The 22,143-nt window shown below is 67.8% G+C and carries 23 protein-coding genes; 13 read left to right on the forward strand and 10 right to left on the reverse strand.

Annotation, left to right across the window (positions count from 1 at the left end; translation table 11 throughout):
- Positions 1–57: 57 nt before the first annotated feature.
- The gene (locus HT579_09645) at positions 58–414 is read right to left on the reverse strand and encodes a hypothetical protein (GenBank protein ID QKS29149.1); all 357 of its coding nucleotides are present in this window, start codon (positions 412–414) and stop codon (positions 58–60) included.
- A gap of 430 nt (positions 415–844) precedes the next feature.
- Between HT579_09645 and HT579_09650 the strand changes: the two genes are divergently transcribed.
- The 4 genes from HT579_09650 to HT579_09665 all read left to right on the forward strand — a co-directional run bounded on the left by HT579_09650 (position 845) and on the right by HT579_09665 (position 2,590).
- Positions 845–1,147, forward strand: coding sequence for an excalibur calcium-binding domain-containing protein (locus HT579_09650; protein QKS29150.1), 303 nt, complete (start codon positions 845–847; stop codon positions 1,145–1,147).
- A gap of 207 nt (positions 1,148–1,354) precedes the next feature.
- Positions 1,355–1,741, forward strand: a complete 387-nt coding sequence (locus tag HT579_09655) for a hypothetical protein (GenBank protein ID QKS29151.1) — start codon at positions 1,355–1,357, stop codon at positions 1,739–1,741.
- 137 nt (positions 1,742–1,878) lie between these two features.
- Complete coding sequence (locus HT579_09660; GenBank protein ID QKS29152.1) at positions 1,879–2,100, forward strand: hypothetical protein; 222 nt, start codon at positions 1,879–1,881, stop codon at positions 2,098–2,100.
- Positions 2,069–2,590 (forward strand): hypothetical protein, encoded by a 522-nt coding sequence (locus HT579_09665; protein ID QKS29153.1) that lies wholly within the window; start codon positions 2,069–2,071, stop codon positions 2,588–2,590. Before HT579_09660 ends, HT579_09665 begins: the two co-directional genes overlap by 32 nt.
- A 123-nt stretch (positions 2,591–2,713) precedes the next feature.
- Here HT579_09665 and HT579_09670 read toward each other — a convergent pair whose 3' ends face one another.
- Positions 2,714–3,208, reverse strand: a complete 495-nt coding sequence (locus HT579_09670; protein ID QKS29154.1) for a C40 family peptidase — start codon at positions 3,206–3,208, stop codon at positions 2,714–2,716.
- Positions 3,209–3,593: 385 nt separating this feature from the next.
- On the opposite strand from HT579_09670, the gene HT579_09675 reads away from it, so the two are divergent.
- Positions 3,594–5,045 (forward strand): NAD-dependent succinate-semialdehyde dehydrogenase, encoded by a 1,452-nt coding sequence (locus HT579_09675; protein ID QKS29155.1) that lies wholly within the window; start codon positions 3,594–3,596, stop codon positions 5,043–5,045.
- 22 nt (positions 5,046–5,067) lie between these two features.
- Positions 5,068–5,724 (forward strand): hypothetical protein, encoded by a 657-nt coding sequence (locus HT579_09680; protein ID QKS29156.1) that lies wholly within the window; start codon positions 5,068–5,070, stop codon positions 5,722–5,724.
- Positions 5,725–5,754: 30 nt separating this feature from the next.
- Here HT579_09680 and HT579_09685 read toward each other — a convergent pair whose 3' ends face one another.
- Positions 5,755–6,681, reverse strand: coding sequence for a hypothetical protein (locus tag HT579_09685; GenBank protein QKS29157.1), 927 nt, complete (start codon positions 6,679–6,681; stop codon positions 5,755–5,757).
- Between the two features lie 304 nt (positions 6,682–6,985).
- Here HT579_09685 and HT579_09690 point away from each other — a divergent pair, with 304 nt between their 5' ends.
- Positions 6,986–7,891, forward strand: coding sequence for a cobalamin biosynthesis protein (locus tag HT579_09690; protein ID QKS31590.1), 906 nt, complete (start codon positions 6,986–6,988; stop codon positions 7,889–7,891).
- A 10-nt stretch (positions 7,892–7,901) separates the two neighbouring features.
- Here HT579_09690 and HT579_09695 read toward each other — a convergent pair whose 3' ends face one another.
- Together HT579_09695 and HT579_09700 are read right to left on the reverse strand one after the other, a co-directional pair.
- Positions 7,902–8,888, reverse strand: coding sequence for a CapA family protein (locus tag HT579_09695; protein ID QKS29158.1), 987 nt, complete (start codon positions 8,886–8,888; stop codon positions 7,902–7,904).
- Positions 8,885–9,274, reverse strand: coding sequence for a hypothetical protein (locus HT579_09700; protein QKS31591.1), 390 nt, complete (start codon positions 9,272–9,274; stop codon positions 8,885–8,887). The genes HT579_09695 and HT579_09700 overlap by 4 nt, the downstream gene beginning before the upstream one ends.
- 269 nt (positions 9,275–9,543) lie before the next feature.
- On the opposite strand from HT579_09700, the gene HT579_09705 reads away from it, so the two are divergent.
- Together HT579_09705 and HT579_09710 are read left to right on the forward strand one after the other, a co-directional pair.
- Positions 9,544–9,996, forward strand: a complete 453-nt coding sequence (locus tag HT579_09705; protein QKS29159.1) for a pyridoxamine 5'-phosphate oxidase family protein — start codon at positions 9,544–9,546, stop codon at positions 9,994–9,996.
- Between the two features lie 75 nt (positions 9,997–10,071).
- Positions 10,072–10,758 (forward strand): HAD-IA family hydrolase, encoded by a 687-nt coding sequence (locus HT579_09710; GenBank protein ID QKS29160.1) that lies wholly within the window; start codon positions 10,072–10,074, stop codon positions 10,756–10,758.
- Between the two features lie 25 nt (positions 10,759–10,783).
- On the opposite strand, the gene HT579_09715 is transcribed toward HT579_09710, so the two are convergent.
- Positions 10,784–12,430 carry a PAS domain S-box protein gene (locus HT579_09715; GenBank protein ID QKS29161.1) on the reverse strand — a complete coding sequence of 549 codons (1,647 nt, stop codon included), beginning with the start codon at positions 12,428–12,430 and terminating at the stop codon, positions 10,784–10,786.
- A 139-nt stretch (positions 12,431–12,569) separates the two neighbouring features.
- Positions 12,570–13,367 (reverse strand): alpha/beta fold hydrolase, encoded by a 798-nt coding sequence (locus HT579_09720; protein QKS29162.1) that lies wholly within the window; start codon positions 13,365–13,367, stop codon positions 12,570–12,572.
- Between the two features lie 512 nt (positions 13,368–13,879).
- Between HT579_09720 and HT579_09725 the strand changes: the two genes are divergently transcribed.
- On the forward strand, positions 13,880–14,065 hold the full coding sequence (locus HT579_09725; protein ID QKS29163.1) for a hypothetical protein: 186 nt from the start codon (positions 13,880–13,882) through the stop codon (positions 14,063–14,065).
- Complete coding sequence (locus HT579_09730) at positions 14,062–14,718, forward strand: zeta toxin family protein (protein QKS29164.1); 657 nt, start codon at positions 14,062–14,064, stop codon at positions 14,716–14,718. Before HT579_09725 ends, HT579_09730 begins: the two co-directional genes overlap by 4 nt.
- A gap of 104 nt (positions 14,719–14,822) precedes the next feature.
- On the opposite strand, the gene HT579_09735 is transcribed toward HT579_09730, so the two are convergent.
- Together HT579_09735 and HT579_09740 are read right to left on the reverse strand one after the other, a co-directional pair.
- Positions 14,823–16,079 (reverse strand): HlyC/CorC family transporter, encoded by a 1,257-nt coding sequence (locus HT579_09735; GenBank protein ID QKS29165.1) that lies wholly within the window; start codon positions 16,077–16,079, stop codon positions 14,823–14,825.
- A 15-nt stretch (positions 16,080–16,094) separates the two neighbouring features.
- The gene (locus HT579_09740) at positions 16,095–17,618 is read right to left on the reverse strand and encodes an HlyC/CorC family transporter (GenBank protein QKS29166.1); all 1,524 of its coding nucleotides are present in this window, start codon (positions 17,616–17,618) and stop codon (positions 16,095–16,097) included.
- A gap of 511 nt (positions 17,619–18,129) precedes the next feature.
- Between HT579_09740 and HT579_09745 the strand changes: the two genes are divergently transcribed.
- Together HT579_09745 and HT579_09750 are read left to right on the forward strand one after the other, a co-directional pair.
- Entirely contained in the window at positions 18,130–18,603 is a 474-nt protein-coding gene (locus HT579_09745) for a universal stress protein (GenBank protein QKS31592.1), read from the forward strand.
- A gap of 84 nt (positions 18,604–18,687) precedes the next feature.
- Positions 18,688–20,427, forward strand: coding sequence for a Na/Pi cotransporter family protein (locus tag HT579_09750; protein ID QKS31593.1), 1,740 nt, complete (start codon positions 18,688–18,690; stop codon positions 20,425–20,427).
- Positions 20,428–20,492: 65 nt separating this feature from the next.
- Here the strand turns inward: HT579_09750 and HT579_09755 are convergent, their stop codons facing one another.
- Positions 20,493–21,812: an HlyC/CorC family transporter gene (locus tag HT579_09755; GenBank protein QKS29167.1), complete on the reverse strand. Its 1,320-nt coding sequence runs from the start codon at positions 21,810–21,812 to the stop codon at positions 20,493–20,495.
- Positions 21,813–22,143: the final 331 nt, after the last annotated feature.

The following is a 22,143-nucleotide window of genomic DNA, read 5'->3' on the forward strand; positions in this document are numbered from 1 at the left end:
GAAGCAGCCGTCGTGCGTACGGCGACGGTGGTGAGTCAGTCCGGAAGGCCCCGCCGGTCAGGCGAAGCCGGTCCATTTCGGCCGTTCAGGCCGGGCGAGAGTGGGGGAGGGCTTGCCGCGTGCGGCGGCGAGGACGATGGCGTCGCCGAGTTGGGCGATCGTCGGCAGGGGCACGGGCCCGAGTGGTGCGCAGCAGCCGCCATGGCAGCAGCTGCAGCGGTCCTCGAACTCCTGGCATTGGCCGTGGTCGGCGGCTTTCGCCAGGCCGGCACACGCCTCGTCGGAGTGGTGGTCGTGCTGGTCCGGGTTGGCCGCGACGCGCGGCAGTAGCGGGTCGGCCACCGTGCCGACGAGCGCCGATGCCGCCTGGAGCGGCAGAAGGGCGATCAGCAGGATGGCAACGAAACGAAGCATGGCACTATGGGGGCCGATACGGTGGTCGAGGTACGGACTTTAGAGCCGCTCTGTGTCAGGCGTCAACCGCGTTCGGCGTCCTGTTCCATCGGCAGCAGTCGGGAAGCGGGCAAAGGGCACAGACCACGGCTTGTCGCGCCCTGCCGTAGCGTGCCCTGAAGCAGCGGCCGGGCGCCATGCGGGTGCGTGGCAGTGGGTGTGCGGCAGTAGCGCGCTTGCCGGCTTGCCGACCGGCGTCCCTTTGGTCGACAGACGCAGGCCGTAGCGCTGGTCCAGCAGCCGAAAGTACGCGTCGAAGGCTTGACCCGGGCCGCTGGACGCTTACAATCCCCTTGAGGGACTGCCGCGCCACACCAGCGGTTCGACCAAGCACCTGCGGCGCGGCAGATCAACGGTGTTCATTGGAGGGCGTGGCCCGTCGGAGGCGCAAATGAAGCGGATCGTTCTACTCGCCATTGTCGCTGTCATTGGCTGGCAAGGTTATGCCAAGTTTCAGAGCGCCCGGGTCCACGCGGCCCCTGCCGACAGCACAACCGCCATTGGTTCGCGAGCCGTGCCGGCTGCGTCCAGCTCTGGCACAACGTCTTCCGCCCAGTTCAGGTGTGATGGTCGGACGCACTGCTCCCAGATGACATCATGCGCGGAGGCAACCTACTTTTTGAGGAACTGCCCCGGCACCAAGATGGATGGAAACAATGATGGTGTTCCATGCGAGCAGCAGTGGTGCAAGTAGTGGTCCAGGACTGTCGTGGCCTGATGTCGTGTTCCCATCGGTGGCTCGAGTGGACCGCCGGCTGGCGGCTGCGCGCGACCAGTCTTCCGTTTGCGTGCCGCCACACCTGAAGCGGCTGCAGAACCGGGGCGACTCGAATTGCCGGCCCGATCGGTCGAACCGCCGCGTACCTGAACCGTCCGCACGGTGGCGCGGGGGTGGCGCGCCGTGAGCCTCTTTCCCCTCCCGATCATGCGCCTCGTCGACTCCGCCCGGAGCATGGTCGCGGTTCTGCGTGCCAACTCCGCGATGGTTCGTGCGCATCGGTTGCAGGCACGCGGCAAGCTGGAGGCGGCACTGGTGCTCGCCCGGAGCGGCTTGGCAGTTCTCAGGAAGCCGTATGTTCGCCGCCGCAACCCAATGGAAGGGCTGGCGCTTGCTTCGCTGACGATCCTGGCAGAGGAGATTTCATCGCAACTGCAAGCCAGCGGCGCCACGGCCGACGATCTGGCCGACGCCATTGCATACCTCAAACAGCTCAGCGATGACCCACAGCCTGATCTGTGTTCATCCATCACGTTCCTCGAGACGCGTCGTGCGGCAGCATCGCGATAGCCAAGCGCATGACGGGGCGCTGGCAGCGTCCCGAAGCGGCGTGCCGGCACTGCCTTCCGACCGACTATCCGGGCTGGCGCCGGCGCATCGCGGCATCGCTGTTCGAGCATTACGCTCCGTACGCAGAAGCCCTTGCCATGGGTGAGCCCGAGGGTTCGGCAGAAGATCTGCCGCGCATCGCCCAGCCAGACCAGGTCTGGCAGCACGCCTCGGTCGAATTCGTTGCGGTCGTCACCCTCGATGGCGAGTCGAGTGTCGAGATCGGCTACCGAGTGGCGTGGGACGAAGAACACACTCTCGGCGCACGGCTGCGGAACGGACGACTGCTTGAACTCGACGGCAGCGTTCTGCCGCCATGACGATGGCGGCCAACACGGCGCCCGGGACGAGCCGGCCCGTGAGCGCGAAGACCTCCATCTGCGGCAGCAGCAAGCGGCGACGATGCACGGTGCCCTGCACGCCATAGCGACGGCAATCGCGCTGCCATACGCGCTGCTTGCGGCGTGGTTCGCGATGGTTGGCGAACTGGCTCGGGCACGTGGTTTGTGGGCGGCCGTCGATGCCCTCTTTGCCCACGCTGCGTGGTTTGTCGGCTGGGGCGTCTACCTCATTCCCCTGGCCGCTCTCTCGCTTGCCACCGCTGGCTTCTGCTCGAGGCTGCGCCGGGTCGCTGCTCTGAGCCTCGCGCTCCTGTCGGGCTCGAGTCTTCTGACGATCGTCCTGCTGCACGCCGGGCCGCTCGAATCCGGCCACCTGCTGTTCCTGTGCCCCTGCGTCGCGGTGCTGCTCGGCAGCATCTGGCTCTTCCATCGGGCAGATCGACCGGCCCGCGCGCCAGCTGCTGCCTGAACCCGCGCTCGAGTCGACCGGCGGCGGCCGGCTTTGCCGCCGCGTTCGCGACGGCGCGAACGGCAGCCCGCAGGATCCGGCGGCGAGCACCGCTTCCCGCTCTGCTCGCCGCCGTACAGGCGGTCAGTCGAAGTAGGTGCGCGCAGTCTCGAAGCGCTGTGCGTAGTAACGGGCGCCGAGCTGGTCGATGCGCACGCGGCCGCTGCCCGAGGGCGCGTGCACGAAGCGCTCATCACCGATATAGATGCCGACGTGCGAGAAGGGTGCGTTGCGCGTGTTGAAGAAGACCAGATCGCCGGGGCGCAGGCCCGAGCGGTCGACCTCGCGTCCGCGGCGGGCGATGTCGGCGGCACTGCCGCTCACCCGGATGCCGGCGGCCCGGTCGTAGATATACGAAACCATGCCGCTGCAGTCGAGACCGGCGTCGGGGTTCTTGCCGCCGAAGCGGTAACCGGTGTCGATCAGGCCAAGGGCGAACATCACCACATCGTGCGCCCTGTCGCTGCTCGCCGGCCGCGCCGCTGGCTGCTGTGCCGTCCGCCCGGGCGCTGGCGGCGTGCTGCTGCAGGCCAGCAGCAGCAGCGGGACGAGACAGGCGAGCAGGGTCCGGACGCGCATGGTGCACAGTATAAACTGCAGTTCGCGGAATTTCTGCGGGCGAATCAGGCATCTGCATGATTCGCTCCGGCTGCTGCGTGCTCCTGTCAGGCGACCCGGCGGTTGGGAGTGCGTCGTCGCCAGGTATGTTCACATGCTGCCGGGAGCGGCCTGAGCCAGGCATCTTCTCGGTCCCCGCGGTGGCCGCGGGCCGGCAGCCGGGCGCCATGTTGCCTGCAGTTGGGCAAGACTGTCTTGATGATCCCGGTAGAGCTCATCGCTCAGGCACGCGGGGTTCATCCTGAAGCAAGCGTGCAGCCACACTTGGCTCCCGAATGTTCGTCACGCACGCAAGCGTATTTCATTCCGAGTAGACTGCAGCTTTCGGGATTTCGGGGGGAAGACCATGCAACTGGCAGATTCGCGCCTGCTGCGCGCCGAATGCTACGTCGACGGTTGCTGGCAGGCGGCCGATGACGGTCGCACGCTCGCGGTCAGCGATCCGGCGAGCGCGCTCGTCATCGGTGAGGTGCCGCTGATGGGCGCCGTCGAGAGCGGGCGGGCGATCGCCGCCGCCGCTGCCGCGCTGCCAGCCTGGCGGGGGAAGACGGCCAAGGAGCGGGCCGCCGTCCTGCGCCGCTGGCACGATCTGATCGTCGCCAATGGCGGCGACCTGGCGCAACTGATCACCGCCGAGTGTGGCAAGCCGCTGGCCGAGGCGGTTGGCGAAGTCGCGTATGGTGCCTCCTTCGTCGAATGGTTCGCCGAGGAGGGCAAGCGGGTCTACGGCGAGTCGATCCCGTCGCCGGCGAGCGATCGTCGCCTGCTGACGATCCGCCAGCCGGTCGGCGTCTGTGCGGCGATCACGCCGTGGAACTTCCCGCTGGCGATGATCACGCGCAAGGTCGCGCCGGCGCTCGCCGCCGGCTGCACGGTGGTCGTCAAGCCGGCCGAGCAGACGCCGCTGACGGCGTTGGCGCTGGCGCTGCTGGCGCACGATGCGGGCTTGCCGGCGGGCGTATTCAACGTGCTGACCGGCGATCCGCTGGCGATCGGCGGCGCGCTGACCGCCAGCCCGCTGGTGCGCAAGCTGTCGTTCACCGGATCGACCGAGGTCGGCCGCCTGCTGATGGCGCAGTGCGCGGCGACGATCAAGAAGATCTCGCTCGAACTCGGCGGCAACGCGCCGTTCATCGTCTTCGACGACGCCGATGTCGCGGCGGCGGTGGACGGGGCGATCATCGCCAAGTATCGCAATACCGGCCAGACCTGCGTCTGTGCCAACCGGCTGCTGGTGCAGGACGCGGTCTACGATCGCTTCGTCGAGTTGCTCGCCGAGCGCGTGCGCTCGCTGCGGGTCGGGGCAGGCAGCGAGGAGGGCGTCACGCAGGGGCCACTGATCGACGCCGCAGCGCTGGCCAAGGTCGAGGAGCATGTCGCCGACGCGCTGGCACGCGGCGCGCGGGTGGTCACCGGCGGCCGCCGGCATGCGCGCGGCGGCACCTTCTTCGAGCCGACGGTTCTCGCCGATGTGACGCCGGCGATGCGTGTCGCCTGCGAAGAGACCTTCGGCCCGGTGGCGCCTGTCTTCCGCTTCAGCGACGAGGCGCAGGCGGTGGCGATGGCCAACGACACCGAGTCCGGTCTTGCCGCCTACTTCTATTCGCGCGATGTCGCGCGCTGCCTGCGGGTCGGTGAAGCGCTCGAGTACGGCATGGTCGGCATCAACACCGGGCTGATCTCGAACGAAGTGGCACCCTTCGGCGGCGTCAAGCAATCGGGCATCGGCCGCGAGGGATCGAAGCACGGCATCGACGAGTATCTCGAGATCAAGTATCTGTGCTTCAGCGCCGTCTGATCCGGTCAGTGGAGGAAGCGGGATGAAGCTGCTCGTCGGCCTGCTGTTCGTCGGTCTGGTCGCCGCGATGGTCCTCTGGTGGCGTGCCCTGCGCCGTCACCGCGCCGATTTCATCGAGAACTACCCCTACGCGAAGTTCCTCGACGCGCGCCTGGCGGCGCGCCGGCCGGAACTCAGCGCGGCGCAGCGTACACTGGTCTTCGGGGCGCTGCGCGACTACTTCCAGCTCTGCTACCAGGCGAAGAAACGGCTGGTGGCGATGCCGTCACAGGTCGTCGATGACGCCTGGCACGAGTTCATCCTGTTTACCCGCCAGTACCAGCAGTTCTGCCAGCGCGGGCTCGGTCGCTTCCTGCACCACACGCCGGCCGAGGCGATGCGCTCGCCGACCGACGCGCAGGAGGGAATCAAGCGCGCCTGGCGGCTGGCCTGCCGGCGCGACGGCATCGACCCGCGCGCACCGCAGTCGCTGCCGCTGCTCTTCGCCCTCGACGCCATGCTCGGCATCGCCGGCGGTTTCACCTACCAGCTCGACTGCCTCGCGGCAGCGCAGGCCGGCGCCGCCAGCAGCTACTGCGCCGGCCACATCGGTTGCGGCGGCGGCTGCAGCGGCAGTACGGGCGACGGCGACTCGTCGTCGGGCGACGGCTGCGGCGGCGGTGGTTGTGGCGGCGATTGAGGCCGCTGGTCGCGGCGGGCGACCAGGCGGCTAGTAGACCGCCTGCCAGCCGCCGTCCGCGGCGCGCACGACGACCATTCGCGGCGGGAAGGCGGCAAACAGCGCAAAGCCGGCGCAGGCGCGGGCGTCCTCGCCCTTGATCTTCTCGAACTTCGCCGGATCGGCGGGACGGAAGAGCTCGCCGCCCGTCCGTCGCAGCACTACCTCGGCGTTGCCGGTCAGCGTTGCCTCGAGCTGGTCGGCAGCCGGTGCGTCGATGCGCACGCCTGCCGCCCAGGCCTTGTCGAGACACTTCATCTTCCGGATGTCGTCGACCCGGATCTGCGGGTTGCCCTGCAGCGCCGTGTAGATGCCGTCGAAGTTCGGTTTGAAGCTGTCGGCGCGTGCCCTGACCAGCTTCGCGAGTTCCTGTCGGTCGGCGTCGCTGAGCGAGGTCACCGCCGCGGCGCGATGCCAAGGATGTTCGCTGGCGAAGGGCGCATCGAACGGGCGCTCGATTCGCAGCCTGCCGGTGGCGGCCCTTTCCTCGACGCCTTCACCGCTCTGGTTGGTCGACCGGAACTGTCCGCCGCTGCGCTCCTCGGTCACCTGGTCGTTGACCTCGGCCCAGCGCAACTGCGCGCGGTAGCTGGCCTGCGTATCGGCGGGTTCGAATTCGATGCGCAGCGTATTGCGGCCCCTGCGCACCGCCGGTCCGGCGGAAGCCACGGGCAGCCACACCGCGGGGCCGACCTCGCGCGCCTCGAAGAGCACCGGCACGCTGCCCTGGCGTACTTCCTGCTCGGCGAAAAAGATGTTGTTGATGTACAGCCGCGCCTTGCCGGCGACGGTCGTCACCTGCTCGTTCTTCTGCGGGTCGCCGACGAAGGGGGTGAACTTGAACTCGACGTTGATGACCGCCGCCGAGGCCAGCGAGCTGCCGAGGCAGACGAGAAACGCCAGGATCGCCTTGCGCATGGGTTGTCCTTTCGCGAGAGTGGTGGCGGGTCGGTCGGAGATGCCGCCGCCACCAGCAGTATAGTCACGACGGCCAGGCAAGTGGACGCAGGCGGTGGGCGCCGGTGGCACCTGCACCTGCGCGGCGGCACTTGCAGGCTCGCCGCGTGCACGCCGTCGGCCGGTCGCCGCGGTGTCGCGACCGTTCCGCATCCGGCTGCGGGCGGCGCGACGTTCAGCGTAGAATCCCGCCTTTGCCGCCACCGACCGTTGCCCGCCTGCCGTGCCCCTCCCATGGTTTCCCTCCGCCGAAGGCCCGACCGTGCTGCTGCTGCCGCTGGCGGCGGTCGCCGGCGTGCTGCTCGACCGTCTTTTCGGCGAGCCGCGGCGCGGACACCCGCTGGTCGCCTTCGGCGCGCTGGCAAACGGCTGCGAGCGGGTGCTGAACGCGGGCCGCGGACGTCGCCTGCGTGGTCTGCTGGCGTGGGCGCTGCTCGTGCTGCCGTTTGCCGGGCTGGCGCTGTGGGCGATCCCCGGCGGGCTGCCGGGCGCGATCGTCGACGCGCTGCTGCTCTACCTGGCGCTCGGTGCCCGCAGCCTCGACGAGCATGCACGACGCGTCGCCGACGATCTCGCGGCGGGCGATCTCGGCGCGGCGCGCGAGCATGTCGGCTGGATGGTGTCGCGGCAGACGGCCGAACTCGATGCCGACGCGGTTGCCAGCGCCTGCATCGAATCGACGCTCGAGAACGGCAACGACGCCATCTTCGGCGCGCTGTTCTGGTTCGCCCTGCTCGGTGGTGCCGGCGCGATCCTCTTTCGCCTCGGCAACACGCTCGATGCGATGTGGGGTTACCGCAACCAGCGTTTCGCCGCCTTCGGCTGCGCCGCGGCGCGCATCGACGACCTGCTGAACCTCGTTCCGGCCCGCCTGACGGCGATCTCCTACGCGCTCGTCGGCGATACGCGTACCGCCCTGCGCTGCTGCTGGCGGCAGGGTGCGCGCTGGAAGAGCCCGAACGCCGGGCCGGTGATGGCCGCCGGCGCCGGCAGCCTCGGCCTGGTGCTCGGCGGCGCGGCCACCTACGATGGCCGGCAGCAGCAGCGGCCGCCGCTTGGCGAGGGCCGCCCGGCGACGGCTGCCGACATCGCGCGTGCGCGGCTCCTGGTCCGCCGCAGCCTGCTGTTGTGGCTCGCGCTGCCGCTGGTCGCCGGCTGGCTGTGGTACTGAAGCGTCGACATCAGGGCCAGCGGCAGTCACGGATGAGCGGGTCGCCGCGGCGACCGCAGGGTGCGGTGCTGCCGGCAAGCGGCTGCGGCGTGCCGTCATCGTCGATGCGTGCGGTCACCGTATCCCAGGCCAGCAGGCCGCTGCCGTCGAGCGTCAGGCGCAGCACCCAGCCGCTCCTCGCGGCCGCGTAGTCGAAACCGTCGAAGACGAAGTTGCCGAGGCTGTAGACGATCAAACGGCCGCGGTAGTACTCGACTCCCTGCGTGACGTGCGCGTGGCCGCCGACGACCAGGTCGGCACCGGCATCGATCATCAGCCGCGCCAGTTGCCGCTGTCGCGCGCTGGCCTGCGGTTCGCGTTCCCAGCCCCAGTGCATGAAGGGGATGACGAGATCGGCGCCGGCGGCGCGCGCCGCGCGAATGTCGGCGACGACGTGGCTGTCCTCGCTCCAGGCGATCCCCGGCCAGTCTGGCCCGGCCTCGAACGAACGCGGCTTGAATTCGTTGTAGGCGAGGACGGCGATGCGCAGGCCACGTCGCTCGATCCACAGCGGTCGGTGGGCCTGCTCGAGGTTGCGGCCGCCGCCGAAGGCGGTGATCCCCTGGCTCGCCAGGAGGTCGAGGGTCTCGACGAAGGCCTCGCGCCCGTAGTCGCCGGAATGGTTGTTGGCGACGGCGAGCGCGTCGAAGCGTCCCGCGAGCAGCGGCAGGACTCGCGGGTGGGCGCGGAAGGTGGCGATCTTGTTCGCCAGCGGCGTGCCGGTGGTGGCGACCGGACACTCGAGGTTGCCGATGCGGTAGTCGGCATCCCGAAGCAGCGCGGCGAAGGGTGCCAGCGGATCGGCACCGGCGGCGACCAGGCGTCCGGGTCCGTCGTCGAGCATGATGTCGCCGACGAACAGCAGGCGCAGCGGCTCGGCGGCGACGGCCCCGCCGAGCGCGCAGCAGAACGCGACGAGCAGGCAGCGCAGGCAGTGCCGACGGCGGGCGCCGCTCATGGCGCGCGTCCGGCGACCGCCGACAACTCGCACCAATACTGCAACTCGCCGTCGCGAACCGGCTCGTAGACGCTGTTCAGGCCGGTGAAGCCGTATTCCGGACGGCTGAGCGCCGGCGGCGGGTAGAGGTGGGTGAGCTGCTGGATCGGCACGGCGCCGCCGTCGCTGGCGGCCAGGACATAGAGCTTGATCGCCGCGAGGTCGGCCGGCTCCTTCTGCCAGACCATGCGGAAGAGGAAGTACGAGCCGATCGCCTGCACCGGCACCGCGTAGGGTGAAGCGACGGGTTCAGCGTGCAGGATCTGCGTCTCGCCGCCATAGCTGACGTGACAGAGCAGCGTCTCGGCGGCAACGGGCCGGGCGCAGAGCAGCGTCGCGGCGAGCAGGCAGCGCCCGTAGCGGCGGCTGCCGGCGGAAGCGAAGCGGTGCTGCAACATGGGCGGAAACGGATGCCTGGCGAAAGGGACAGGCGCCAGTATCGCGGTCCGCTGCGCAGTGGTCAACGCGCTTCCGGCGCTGCTCGCGGCCTGCTATATTGCTGCCGGCCGGCCGGCCGGCACGCTTGGTGCGCCTGCGGGTGGTCATCGTGCCGGTGGCGCCGTTCCGGCGCCGTCAGACAGTCCGTCATTTGCAGCGGTTCGGGAGAGCAGCGACGATGAGCCAGGTGGAAAGCGTTCAGGAAGTGCTGCAGCGGCTGCTCGCGAGCCAGCGCTATGCAGTCCTCGCGACCGACAGCGCCGGTCAGCCCTATGCCAGCCTGATGGCCTTTGTCATCAGCGACGATCTGCGCCAGTTGACGCTGATGACCGAGCGCAGCACCCACAAGTACGCCAATCTGCGCTCGAATCCGCGCGTCGCCCTGTTCATCGACAACCGCGAGAACGTTGGCGCGGACACCCGTGACGCAGTCGCGGTGACCGCTCTCGGCGAGGCAGAGGAGGTTGCGGGCGAGGAGGAGGTGCGCCTGCGCAGCGGCTACCTCAGCCGTCATCCCTACCTCGAGTCCTTCGCCGGTTCCGCCTCGTGTGCGGTCGTGCGCGTCCGGCTCAGCTCCTATGTCGTCGTGCGCCGCTTCGAGGAGGTTCTGGAGTGGCGTCCCGGTGACTGAGGGCAACCGCCATCGCCTGCCGCGCGTCGCGCCCGCGCTGGTTTCGGAGTCGCCAGCGCTTGCTGGAGGGGCCGCTTGAGCGACGCGCGCCTGCCACTTCTCGTCATCTTCGACTGCGATGGCGTGCTGGTCGATAGCGAGCCGATCGCCAGTCGGGTCCTCGCCGAAGCACTCAGTGAGCTCGGCTTTCCGCTGACGGCGCAGCAGGCGATCGATCGTTACACGGGAATCAGCCTCGGCGCGGTCCTGGCGCTGGTCGAGGCCGAATGGGGGCGGCGACTGCCGGCCGATTTCGCCGCCCTGCTCGGCGAACGCGACCGGGCAGCCTTTGCCGCGGAACTGCAGCCGGTCAGCGGGGCGGCCGAGATGCTGGCCGGTCTCGGGCTGCCGCGCTGCGTTGCATCGTCGGGAACGATCGCGAAGATCCGCGGCAACCTCTCTCGCACCGGCCTGCTGCAGTATCTCGAGCCGCACCTGTTCAGCGCCACGATGGTGGCGCGTGGCAAGCCGGCACCCGATCTGTTCCTTCATGCGGCGGCGATGATGGCCGTGCCGCCGGCGCGTTGCGTCGTCATCGAAGACAGTCTCGCCGGCGTGCGCGCGGCACGCGCCGCCGGCATGTGCGTCTTCGGCTTCCATGGCGGCGGCCATGCGCGCCCGGATTCCGCTGCGGCGCTGCAGGCGACAGGCGCGACACGGGTCTTCAGCCGCCTGTGCGAGCTGCCCGGCCTGCTGGCCAGCCCGGCGCCGGCGGGGGACTGAGGGTACCGGTCCGGCGGCGGCCGAGTCAGTGGTTGGCGCCGCCGGGAGCGTTGGCGGTGGGCGCCACTTTCGGCAGGACGATGTCGAAGCGAACCCCCTGTCCCGGCTGGCCGTCGACGGCGAGCGTGCCACCGAGGACGCTGCTGACCAGGTTATGACTGATGTACAGCCCGAGGCCGCTGCCGCCGCTGCCCAGCCGTGTGGTGAAGAAGGGATCGAAGATGCGGTCGCGGATGCTGTCGGCGATTCCCTTGCCGTTGTCGCTGTAGCAGAGCCGGATGTGGTCAGGGTCGATCTCGCCGGCGGCGAGCCTGATCAGGCCGTGATCGACGCCGTCAAAGCCGTGCAGCAGCGAGTTGCTGACCAGATTGACTATCACCTGCTCGAGCGGGCCGGGATAGCTGTCGAGCTGCAGCCCGGCGGGAACGTCCAGCTCGACGCGATGCTGGTGGCCCTTGAACTGCGGGCGCAGGCTGGCGAACAACTCCTCGACCGTCTGCCGCAGGTCGAAGGTGCGGCGGCGGATGCTCGCCTGATCGATTGCCACCTGTTTGAACTGGCTGATCAGCTCGGCCGCGCGCGCGGTGTTGCGGTCGAGCAGGCGGGCGGCCTCCTGGCAACGGCCGACGAAGGCGGCGAGTTGCGAGCGATACAGCGAGCCGGCTGCGCAGGCGCGGGCGAAGTCCTCCACCTGTTCCGCCAGCGAGCCCGCAACCAGCCGGGCATTGCCGAGCGGGGTGTTGAGCTCGTGCGCGACGCCGGCGACCAGGTGGCCGAGGGCCGCCAGCTTCTCACTCTGCACCAGTTGGCGCATGGCCTGTCGCAACTCGGCGGTGCGCTCGCCTACCAGAGTCTCGAGGTCCTGCCGATGCTTCTGCAACTCGGCTTCGACCCGCTTGCGGTCACTGATGTCGCGTACGAAGGCGATGCTGTAGGCCTCGCCGCAGTACTCGAAATGGCTTGCCGACAGTTCGACCGGGAAGGTTGAGCCGTCCTTGCGGCGGCGCTCGCTCTCGCTGGTCAGCGAGCCAGTCGCCTGCAGCGCTTGCCAGTGCGCCTGCCAGCGCGTCTCCGGGTCGGGCCGCGGATCGACGTCGACCACGCGCATCTGCAGGAGCTCCTCGCGACCGTAACCGAGGATGCGGCACATTTCCCGATTGGCGTAGAGGTAGCGGCCGTCGGCCCTTGCCCAGGCGATTGCGACCGAAGCATGATCGATGGCGAAGCGGGTGAGTTGCAGCTCTTCTTCAGCAAGCTTGCGGTCGTGGATGTCGACATGCGTGCCGACCACCCGCAGTGCCCGCTGCGCGGCGTCGCGCAGGCTGACCTTGCCGCGGCCGTTGATCCATTTCCAGTCACCGCCGCTGGTGCGCATGCGGAACTCGATGCTGAAACCGCTGCTGCGGCCTGCAAGGTGGGCCGCGATCGCCGCTTCGGCTGCCGGCAGGTCGTCCGGGTGGACGCGGTCGCGCCAGGCCGCGTAACTGGCCGGGAACTCGCCCGGGGCGTAGCCGAGCATGGTGTACCAGCGGTCGCTGAAGTACAGCTCGTCGGTGGCCAGTTGCCAGTCCCAGATGCCGTCGCTGGTAGCTTCCATGACCAGCCGCAGGCGCTCCTCGCTGGCGCGCAGGGCGCCGTCGGAGCGAGCGGATCGGGCAACGGGCTCCTTCATCTGCCGTCTGCCGGCGATCTGCCCGGAACGTGCCGCCGCACGGGTGCATGCGGCTGCCGCATGCGTTGCCAGCCCGCTCGTGGCGCCGCGTGCGGTCGTCGCTGGTCGGCGGCGGGCCTGGCCGCCCGGCACATGCCGCTCAGCCTTGCCGCTCGAGCCACCCGGCAATCCGTTCGGCGGCTGCCCGCCAGTGTGCGTCGAGCATCAGCGTATGGCCGGCGCGCGGAATCACGGCCACGTCGGCCTTCCAGCGGGCGGCGGTGAAGCCGAGGACCGCCGGCGGAAACACCGCGTCCGCTTCGCCGCCAACGACGAGGACCGGCAATGGCGGCAGCCGACGGCCGAAGCGCATCGCCAGCAGGCTGAGATCGAGCAGTGCGCGGCGTGACTCGTCCTGGAACAGCGGCGCGAAGCGCAGCAGATCGTCGCTGCCCGTATCGGCCGAATAATAGACCTCGCGCAGCGTGCGCAGGTTCTCCGCCGCGTACTCGCCGCGGGTGCTGCGCGCCTGCTGGTCGAAGAAAGCGGGCCTGGTCAGGGCGATCTTCATCGTCGCACCAAGGATTCCGCCTGGCGGTACCGGTGCCATCAGGACCGCTGCCGGGGCCGCTGCACGTTCGAGGTGCCGCTCGACGACGACGCAGCCCATCGAGTGGCCGACCAGAACGGGTGGCTGGCCGAGTTCGTGCACCACCTGCGCCAGGTCGTCGGCGTAGTCATCGACGCCGAAGCCGTGCAGGCTCTCGCGGCCTTCGCTGCGGCCATGACCCGACAGGTCTAGGGCATGGCAGTCGAAGCCACGGCGGCTGAACCAGGGGAGGAAGTACTCGCCCCAGCAGGCGGCGGTGGCGTAGCCGCCATGGACGAAAAGCAGCGGCGGCAGGCGCGGGCGGCCGACAGCCGGCTGGTGCAGGGTATGGATTCGTCGGAGTTTCATGGTTGCCGGCAGCAGTGCATGGCAGTTTGCGTCAGACACGCCGGTTGCAGGGCGATGACACGACTGGCTACAGTATCGCAGGCTGTACCCGCAGTCGACAAGGCGAGCGGCAGCGATCGACGCAAGGCGGGCGTTGCGCGCGACAAAGAAGAGCAGAATCGCATCTTCGCCGGCCGCGACAGGCCCGTGCCTGCCGTTTCAACCACCCATCCTCGTCTGCCTGGCTTGCGACCAGACCAGGCCGGACACGCTGCGCGCCCTGCACCTGCACGCGGCACGGCGCCGGCGATGCGGCGCGCGAAGGCGCGCGTGCCTGCCGCGGCTGGCTGCGCGCGCCGGTGCAACGGGTCCGACTTGCGGGCCGAGATCGCTGCCTTGATGGGCCCCGCCACCAGCGCACCGGTGCAAGTGCCCTGAAGCGGCGGTTTCTGCGGTAGAATCGACCGTGCCCGGAACGCAACTGGGCGAGGTTCCGCCACAGTCGAGCAAGTCTGGAAAGTCTGGAGAAAGCGATGCAACTGCAACCATTCGATCTGAATGACATCCTCCACGAACCCTCCGACGAGCAACTCGATGACTTGATGGAGGAGGTCGCCGCCGCGGCGCGCCGGCACGCCGACGCCGCACGGGCGCAACTGATGCTTCGTCTGCAGGCCGAGATCTCGGCGATCAATCTCCCTTTCCGCCGCGAGGCATGACCCCCGGGGCGAGACCCCGGTTGATCATCGTCGCCGGGCCGAATGGTTCCGGCAAGACCTCGATCACGCAGCAACTCCTGATGCACGAGTGGATGGGCGGCTGCGTGTACGTCAATCCGGATTTCATTGCGCGCGACGAATTCGGTGACTGGAACTCGCCGGCGGCGGTGATCCAGGCGGCGCAGCGGGCAACCGAGATTCGCGAACAGTGCCTCGAGCGGGGCGTCAGCCTGGCTTTCGAAACGGTCCTCTCGGCAGCCGACAAGCTCGATTACATCCGCCGCGCACGCGATGCCGGCTTCTTCATCCGCCTCTTTTTCGTCGGCACGGACGATCCGTCGATCAACGCCAAGCGGGTCGCGATGCGCGTCATGGAGGGCGGCCACGACGTGCCGATTCCGAAGATCATCGCCCGCTACACCCGGTCGCTGGCCTACTGCTATTTCGTCGCCTGGCTTGCCGACCGGACCTACCTCTACGACAACTCGATCGACAACGCGCGTGCGCGGCTGCTGTTTCGCGCCTCGGAGGGCCGCATCGTCAAGACCTACGGCGAGATCAACCCGTGGGCGCGGGAAATCGCGCAAAGGCTCCTGCCGGCCGTGTCGGACGAGCTGCCGGTGCCGCCCGCGGGCGTCTTCCCTGCGGGCTGAACGCGGGGCTTCCCTGGCGGCCGTCGATCGCAAGCGGCAGCGCGCCGGGGTGCGTCGATTTGCCACATTCCTGCGGCGGGCAGTGCTCGCCGCCGCCATCCGCTTCAGATGCGCTCCGCGCGCACCCTGGTTGCGGTGCGCGCATCGGCTTCGATCACCGTATAGCGGTAGGTCTGTTCCACCACCGTGTCGCCCACCTGCGGAATGCGCCGCAGGCGGTTGATCAGGAAGCCGGCGATGGTATGCGCCTCGCCCACCGGCAGGCCGAGCTTGAGCGAATCGTTGAGTTCGGAAATCGGCGCCCGGCCGCTGATCAGGTGCGTATCGTCGTTGATCGCCTCGATGCTGATGCGACGGGTCTTCATGCCGTCGAAGTCGAAGCCCGAATCGACCGGGCCGACGACCTCCTCGAAGATGTCTTCCATCGTCAGGATGCCGATCGCCGAGCCGAACTCATCGACGACCACCGCCATGTGGTCAGCGCGCGAGCGCAGCAGCGGCAGGACCTGGTCGAGGCTCTGCCGCGGCGAAAGATAGAGCGCCGGCTTGACGAAGTCGCTCACCGGCCGTTGCTCGATGTCCGGCAGCAGCAGATCCCAGGTGCTCAGCGTCATGACGCCGGTGACGTTGGTGATGTTGCCGCGAAACACCGGCAGGCGGTTGAAGCCGGAAGACCAGACGCGGCGCACCGCTTCCGCCATCTCGCGTGTCTCGTTGAAGCCGATGACCTCGGCCAGCGGCGTCATCACCTCGCCGACGGTGGTGTCGGCGAAGCGGAAGATGCGCCGGATGCGCTGCTTGCTGGTCGCCGCGCTGTCGGAAGCGGTTTCGGACAGGTCGATCAGGACGCGCAGTTCGTCCTTGCTGATGAAGCCGCTCGACGCCGAACCGGCGCCGCCGAAGAGCCGCGCGGCGAAACGGGCGACGCGGCTGAAGACGAAGATCACCGGGTAGAAGACGTAGGAGAAGAAGCGCAGCCCATAGATGATGCGGGTGACGATCGTGTCGGCCTTCTGCTGGAAGATGCTCTTCGGAACGATCTCGCCGAAGATCAGCAGGAATGGGGTGAACACCAGGACCGATAGGATATCGCCGGCGTCGCCGAAGAGACGGACGAAGATCAGCGTGCCGAGGGTGGTGATCGTCACCGTCGCGATGTTGGTGCCGACCAGCGTCGTGCCAAGCATCACGTCGGGAGTGCGGAACAGGGTGAGAACCAGCTTGGCTCCCTGGTTGCCCATCCGCGCCTCGTGGCGCAGGTGGATCTTGTCCGAATTGACCATCGCCAGTTCGGAACCGGAGAAGAATCCCTTGAGCAGCAGAAAGATCAGGATCACCAGCAACTGCAGAATCAGGTCCATCGTTCGTCTCCGTATCTAGCCTGCGGCCGCAGCCGCCCTGTCCGACGCCGCGCCGACCGCCGTCGCTTCGGCGGTGGCTTCGTCCGCGGGCAACTTTTCCTGCTCCTCAGGCGACGACTCATGCAGCAGGTCGGCTTCCTCGTACTCCTCCTGTGCCTGCTGCTGCTGATCCTCGGCCGAGATGCCGGGCAACGGCGCCGCGATGCTCTCCATCTCTTCCGGTTCCTCGCTGGTCTCCTCCGGTTCGTCGGGGGTACGACCGCGCGTCACGCGTACCTTGGTGATGCGCATGCCGACGACCTCGCGCACGGTGATCTCGTAGTCGGCGTAGAAGACCTTCTCGCCGACCCGTGGCAGGCGCCCGAAGAGGACCAGCGTGACACCGCCGATGGTGTTCATCAGTGGGTCGTCGATGTCGAAATTGGTCAGCGTGCGCAGGTCCGCCAGCCGCATGTAGCCCGGCACCGTATAGCTGTCGTTGTCCTCCTCCTGGAAGTGCTCCTGGCCGCGCAGCTTGCCCGAGATCTCGCCGAAGATGAAACTCAGCACGTCCTTCATCGTGACGATGCCGAGCACCTCGCCGTACTCGCCGATGACCACCGCGGCGCGCGTGTTGAAGCGCTGGAAGTACTCCAGCATCTCGTCGACCTTCTTCGTCGGCGGCACGAAATGCGCCGGCCGCAGGATCTCCTTGAGCTCGATCCTGCCGCCACCACCGCGGACGCGGCGCAGCAAATCCTCGGCCTGCAGGAAGCCGATGACGTTGTCCCAATGCCCGCGATACACCGGAACCCGCGGATGGCGATAGCTGCGGAAGCGCTCGATCAGTTCGTCGACCGGCAGGTCGCCGTCGAGAAAGCGGATGCGTGGCCCCGGGGTCATGATGCGTGCGACGTCGGTTTCCGCCGCTTCGAGGACCTTGTCGATCAGCACCCGCTCGGCGGCCTGGATGACGCCGGTTTCCTCGCTGTCGGCCATCAGCGTGCGCAGTTCGTCCGGCTTCAGGATGTTCTCGCGACCGACGTGCTCGCCGACGACGAAAGTGGTGACGCGGTCGGCGACCAGCCGCACGACGTTGCGCAGCGGCGTGACGATGAAGATCCATTTCGGCAGGAAGCGCGCCGACAGCAGGGTGGCGAACTTCACCGGGAAGTTGACGGCGATCGTCTTTGGCGTCACCTCACCGAAGAGCAGCAGCAGCGGCACCATCACGAGGACGTTGATCCAGCCGGCATCGTCCTCGCCGAAGGCGGTGATGAGGATCATCGTCATGTTCGCTGCGGCGGCGATGTTGACGAGTTCGTTGCCGCAGAGCAGCGAGACGATCAGCCGTCGCGGCTCGTCGAGCATCGCGTGGATGCTCTCCGAATGAGGGTTGCGTGAATTCCGCAGTTTCTGCAGATCAATCCGGCTGAGCGAGAAGAGGGCGGTTTCCGATCCGGAAAAGAAGGCCGACATCGAGAACAGGCAGCATTGCACCAGGATGCGGATCACCAGTTCCCAGTTGACCGCCGCCAGGCTGCCCAGGGCGCCGGACATGCTCCATCCCTCCATCCACTTTCCCCTCAGGAAATCCTCTTGATCCGCGAGTCGCCGCGATGTCGTGGGCGCTTGCCGCCGGCCCGGTCCTGCGTCACCGGCAGGCATTCGGCCGCGCCTTCGCGGCGGTGACGCGCAGGCGAGAAGGATAGGCGCATTCCGACATCGAAACAAGCACTTTTGCCGGCCCGCCGCGGTCGCCGTGACGGCGGCTGGCAAGCCTCTCGCGGCTGCCGCGACGGCATCGTCGAAGTCCGTCAGGCGGCGAGCAAGTCTTCTATGCGCAGGGAATCTGTTGTATTTTTATCGACTGCCGTGGCAGCTTTGGCAAAAAATGGCGGTTTGAGTGCCGCTTCACGGGCAAACCAGTGCCGCCGCGCGGGGTGTCCGGCGGTGGTTGCCGTGATGAGCGGACGCTGCTGCCGCTGAAGGTCGGCCGACGGTCGAGCGACTTGTTCCTTTTTCGGAGGAGTACCTGCAGATGGCTGAAGACAAGCATGACGACGCCCGGATGACAGCGGCAGCACGGGGGCCGATCCTGGCGGCGGTCGATTTCTCGCCGCACTCGGAGAGCGCACTGCTGCTCGCCGGCGATCTCGCCGACGGCCTCGGCGTGCGGCTGCTGGTGCTGCACGTCGTTCACGATCCGCTGAACATGCCCGGCTACTACGCGCGCATGGCGCGCAAGAAGACGCTGACGCGGATGGAGGACATCGCCGGCGAGATGCTCGACGCCTTCGTCGCCGAAGCGAAGAAGAAGCACCCGCAGCGGCAGGCGCTGCAGAAGGCTGAGCTGCTGCTGGTCAAGGGAATCCCGGTGACGCGCATCCTGCAGGTGGCGCAGAAGGAGAAGGCAGGCATGCTGGTACTGGGCAGCAAGGGAGCGACTGGCCTGCGGCACCTGCTGCTCGGTTCGGTGGCCGAGCAGGTCGTCAGCCTGGCCAGGCTGCCGGTGACCATCGTCAAGGATCTGCCGAAGAGCTGATTTCTACCCACACGAGGAGACAACAACATGAATCTCGAACAGTTGCACCGCCGGCAGCCGCTCGTGCTGCAGCTCGCGGTCGGCATGCTCGCCGTGGCGCTCGGCCTGCTGGCGCGGTCGGCGCTGGCCGCCGATGGCGCTGCCAGCGATCCCGACTGGTTGATGATGACCGTCGAACTGCTCGGCGGCCTGGCGATCTTCCTCTTCGGCATGATGCAGATGGAGGAGGGGCTGAAGGCGGTTGCCGGCGAAAGGATGAAGGGCATCCTCGCCAAGCTGACGGTCAATCGCTTCATGGGCGTCGGCACCGGCGCGCTGGTGACGGCGGTGATCCAGTCGTCGTCGGTCACCACCGTGCTCGTCGTCGGCTTCATTTCGGCCGGCCTGATGTCGCTGTCGCAGTCGGTCGGCGTCATCATGGGAGCCAACATCGGCACGACGATCACCGCCCAGATCGTCGCCTTCAAGATCACCAAGGCCGCGCTGGGGATGATCGCCGTCGGTTTCGCGATGCTGTTCATCGCCAAGAGCGACAGGACCAAGCACTACGGCGAGATGCTGATGGGCCTCGGCATGGTCTTCTTCGGCATGCACGTGATGAGCGAGGCGATGGAACCGCTGCGCAGCTTCCAGCCCTTCCTCGACCTGATGAAGACGATGGACAACCCGCTCGTCGGCGTCCTGATCGCCACTGCCTTCACCGCGCTGATCCAGTCGTCGTCGGCCTCGACCGGCATCGTCATCGTCATGGCCAGCCAGGGGTTCATCAGCCTGCAGGCGGGCATCGCGCTGGCTTTCGGCGCCAACATCGGCACCTGCGCGACGGCGCTGCTGGCGGTCATCGGCAAGCCGCGCGAGGCAGTCCGTGCGGCGCTGGTGCACCTCTTCTTCAACGTCGGCGGCGTGCTCATCTGGTTGCCCTTCATCGGCTTCATCGCCAATCTGGTCACCGCCATCTCGCCGTCGTACCCGGATCTCTCCGGAGCCGCCCGGCTGGCGGCCGAAACGCCGCGCCAGATCGCCAACGCACACACCTTCTTCAACGTCGCCAACACGCTGATCTTCATCTGGTTCACGACGCAGATCGCGCGCCTCGTCGAATGGCTGGTGCCCGACAAGGCGCTCGAGGAGGAAGCGATCATCGTGCGCACCAGGTTCCTGCAGGAGGAACTGTTGGGAACGCCGTCGCTGGCGCTCGACCAGGTGCGGATGGAGGTGATGCACATGGGCGAGACGGTCAATACCATGCTGCAGCGGATCATGCCGGCGATCATCCGCGGCGACCGCTCGGCGCTCGAGGAGATCCGGCAGATGGACGACACCGTCGACATCCTGCACGCGGGGATCATCGACTACCTCGGCCGCATCAGCAAGCAGCAACTCAGCGACGAGCAGACGCGCGAACTCCTGCAGTTGATGGAAGCGGTGAGCAACCTCGAGAACATCGGCGACATCGTCGAAACCAACCTGGTGGTGCTGGGATACGATCGCATCAGGGACAAGGTCGAGATCAGCGAGGCGACGCAGGACGTGCTCAACGGCTTCCAGCAGGCGATCACACGGGCGGTGACGGCGGCCGTGCAGGCGGTTGCCCAACGCAACCAGCGTGCGGCGCAGGTGGTCACCGGGATGAAGGAGGAGATCAACGAGATCGCCGATTCAGCGGCGCTGCACGAGGCGCGCCGCCTCGTCGCCGAGGAACCGAACCGCATCCCGGCCTACACGATGGAGATCGACATCATCGAGAAGCAGAAGCGGATCTACTACTTTGCCAAGCGGATGGCCCGGACGGTGCTGCCCGCGGCGATCCTGCAGCGCGAGTGAGGCGGGGGGCGGCGGGGGGCGGCGGGCGCGGCAGAGCTCGCGTGCCGCCTGCGGGTGCCATCGCGCTACTGCTGCGAAGCATTGCCGTCGCCTTCCATCCTGCCAGGCGGACGGTCGGCGGCGGTGTCAGCCGCCGCCGCTACCCTGGCAGAGGGGCGCCTGATGCGTACCTCATGGATGCGGCGCCGCGAGGCGCGCTCGATCTTCACCTCGAGACCCTCGATCTGGAAGCTCTCCCCGGGGCCCGGGATCCGTTCGAGACTGCGGATGATCCAGAGATTCACCGAGTCGTACGGTTTGCCGGCGAAATCCTGTTCGAAATGCGCCTCCATGATGCGCAACTCGGTCGTTCCGTCCACCACCAGTTCGCTGCCGTCCGGTTTCATCAGCAGGACCTGTTCGTCCGGCGGCGCTTCCTGGTCGTCGTAAATTTCGCCGACGAGTTCCTCGAGAATGTCCTCGAGCGTGAAGATGCCGAGCAGGCCGCCGAACTCGTTGACGACGACGATCAACTGGTCCTTGTTCGCCCGCAGCACGTCGAGCAGCCGGTCGACCGGCTGGTTCGGCGGGACGAACATCGGCTCGCTGCCGGCTTCCGCGAGGGTCCTGTGCAGGTTGCCCCGCGCGACTTCCCTGAGGATCTCCGGCAGCGTCACGACGTGGCTGATCTCTTCGGGGTTGCCAGCATAGAGTGGAATCCGGTAGTGCGACTGACTGGCGATCTCGGCCAGCGCGTCGCCGATCGTCCGTTGGCCGTCGAGCGAGAAGATCTGGTGGCGGTGAACCATGATGTCGCCGGCACGCAGCGTGCTGAAGTCGAAGATGCGGCGAATCATCTGGTGCTCGCCGGCCTCGATCGATCCCTCCTGCGTGCCGTGCTCGGCCATCGCGATCAGTTCGCTTTCGGTCACCGTCGGATCCTTCGGCGGGCTGGTCAGGCTGTGCATCCAGCTGATGAAGCCCTCGAGCGCCCACACCAGTGGCAGCATCAGCCTGCCGAGCAGTTCGAGTGGGCCGGCCGCCAGCAGCGCGACGGCGATCGCGTAGCGCGATCCGAAGGTCTTCGGCGTGATCTCGCCGAACATCAGCAGCAGCAGGGTGATCACGCCGACCGCGAGACCGGGGCCGAGATGCCCGAAATGCTCGGTTGCGACGACGGTGGCGAGGGTTGCGGCGGCGGTGTTCACCAGGTTGTTGCCGATCAGGATGATCACCAGCGTGCGGTTGAGATTGCCCTTCATCCGGTGCAGCGCCTTCGCGCCGAAGCGCCGCTCGGCCAGCAGCGCCTCGACACGTGCTCGCGAGAGCGACGTGATCGCCGTTTCGGAGCCGGAGAAGAAGGCCGAGAAAACCAGCAGGATGAAGAGGACGAAGGCTTCGAGCATCGGCGACCGTTTGCAGCAGGCGGAGTCCTGGCTGGGTGGAATGGGGGGACGAATCGCCTATTTACACGAGAACCTGCCTCCGGACAACAAGCGCTCGCCGTTGCGTAAGCGGGCGACGAAGCCTCGCTGCCTGGGCGCCGGCTGCGGCCAGTCGTTCGTCATGAGAGCTGTCGACGACGGGCGCACGTCCCAGGCGCGGGAGTTGTCGAGGCGACGCTCCAGAAACCACTTGCGACGGGCTGCCCCCAGACTTGGCGGCGAATTGCCCTTGCTGTCAACGATGGCCAGGCAGTCGCATCGTCCTTGACTCTGGCATCAAGCTGCCGCACAA

It is taken from the genome of Candidatus Accumulibacter similis (assembly GCA_013347225.1).
GTDB classification, from domain to species: domain Bacteria; phylum Pseudomonadota; class Gammaproteobacteria; order Burkholderiales; family Rhodocyclaceae; genus Accumulibacter; species Accumulibacter similis.

Bases quoted from the DNA above. Each gene is read 5' to 3' on its own strand.
- HT579_09645 (QKS29149.1), bottom strand. From the start codon at position 414: ATGCTTCGTTTCGTTGCCATCCTGCTGATCGCCCTTCTGCCGCTCCAG.
- HT579_09650 (QKS29150.1), top strand. From the start codon at position 845: ATGAAGCGGATCGTTCTACTCGCCATTGTCGCTGTCATTGGCTGGCAA.
- HT579_09660 (QKS29152.1), top strand. From the start codon at position 1,879: ATGGGTGAGCCCGAGGGTTCGGCAGAAGATCTGCCGCGCATCGCCCAG.
- HT579_09670 (QKS29154.1), bottom strand. From the start codon at position 3,208: ATGCGCGTCCGGACCCTGCTCGCCTGTCTCGTCCCGCTGCTGCTGCTG.
- HT579_09675 (QKS29155.1), top strand. From the start codon at position 3,594: ATGCAACTGGCAGATTCGCGCCTGCTGCGCGCCGAATGCTACGTCGAC.
- HT579_09680 (QKS29156.1), top strand. From the start codon at position 5,068: ATGAAGCTGCTCGTCGGCCTGCTGTTCGTCGGTCTGGTCGCCGCGATG.
- HT579_09685 (QKS29157.1), bottom strand. From the start codon at position 6,681: ATGCGCAAGGCGATCCTGGCGTTTCTCGTCTGCCTCGGCAGCTCGCTG.
- HT579_09695 (QKS29158.1), bottom strand. From the start codon at position 8,888: ATGAGCGGCGCCCGCCGTCGGCACTGCCTGCGCTGCCTGCTCGTCGCG.
- HT579_09705 (QKS29159.1), top strand. From the start codon at position 9,544: ATGAGCCAGGTGGAAAGCGTTCAGGAAGTGCTGCAGCGGCTGCTCGCG.
- HT579_09715 (QKS29161.1), bottom strand. From the start codon at position 12,430: ATGAAGGAGCCCGTTGCCCGATCCGCTCGCTCCGACGGCGCCCTGCGC.
- HT579_09720 (QKS29162.1), bottom strand. From the start codon at position 13,367: ATGAAACTCCGACGAATCCATACCCTGCACCAGCCGGCTGTCGGCCGC.
- HT579_09725 (QKS29163.1), top strand. From the start codon at position 13,880: ATGCAACTGCAACCATTCGATCTGAATGACATCCTCCACGAACCCTCC.
- HT579_09730 (QKS29164.1), top strand. From the start codon at position 14,062: ATGACCCCCGGGGCGAGACCCCGGTTGATCATCGTCGCCGGGCCGAAT.
- HT579_09735 (QKS29165.1), bottom strand. From the start codon at position 16,079: ATGGACCTGATTCTGCAGTTGCTGGTGATCCTGATCTTTCTGCTGCTC.
- HT579_09740 (QKS29166.1), bottom strand. From the start codon at position 17,618: ATGTCCGGCGCCCTGGGCAGCCTGGCGGCGGTCAACTGGGAACTGGTG.
- HT579_09745 (QKS31592.1), top strand. From the start codon at position 18,130: ATGACAGCGGCAGCACGGGGGCCGATCCTGGCGGCGGTCGATTTCTCG.
- HT579_09750 (QKS31593.1), top strand. From the start codon at position 18,688: ATGCTCGCCGTGGCGCTCGGCCTGCTGGCGCGGTCGGCGCTGGCCGCC.
- HT579_09755 (QKS29167.1), bottom strand. From the start codon at position 21,812: ATGCTCGAAGCCTTCGTCCTCTTCATCCTGCTGGTTTTCTCGGCCTTC.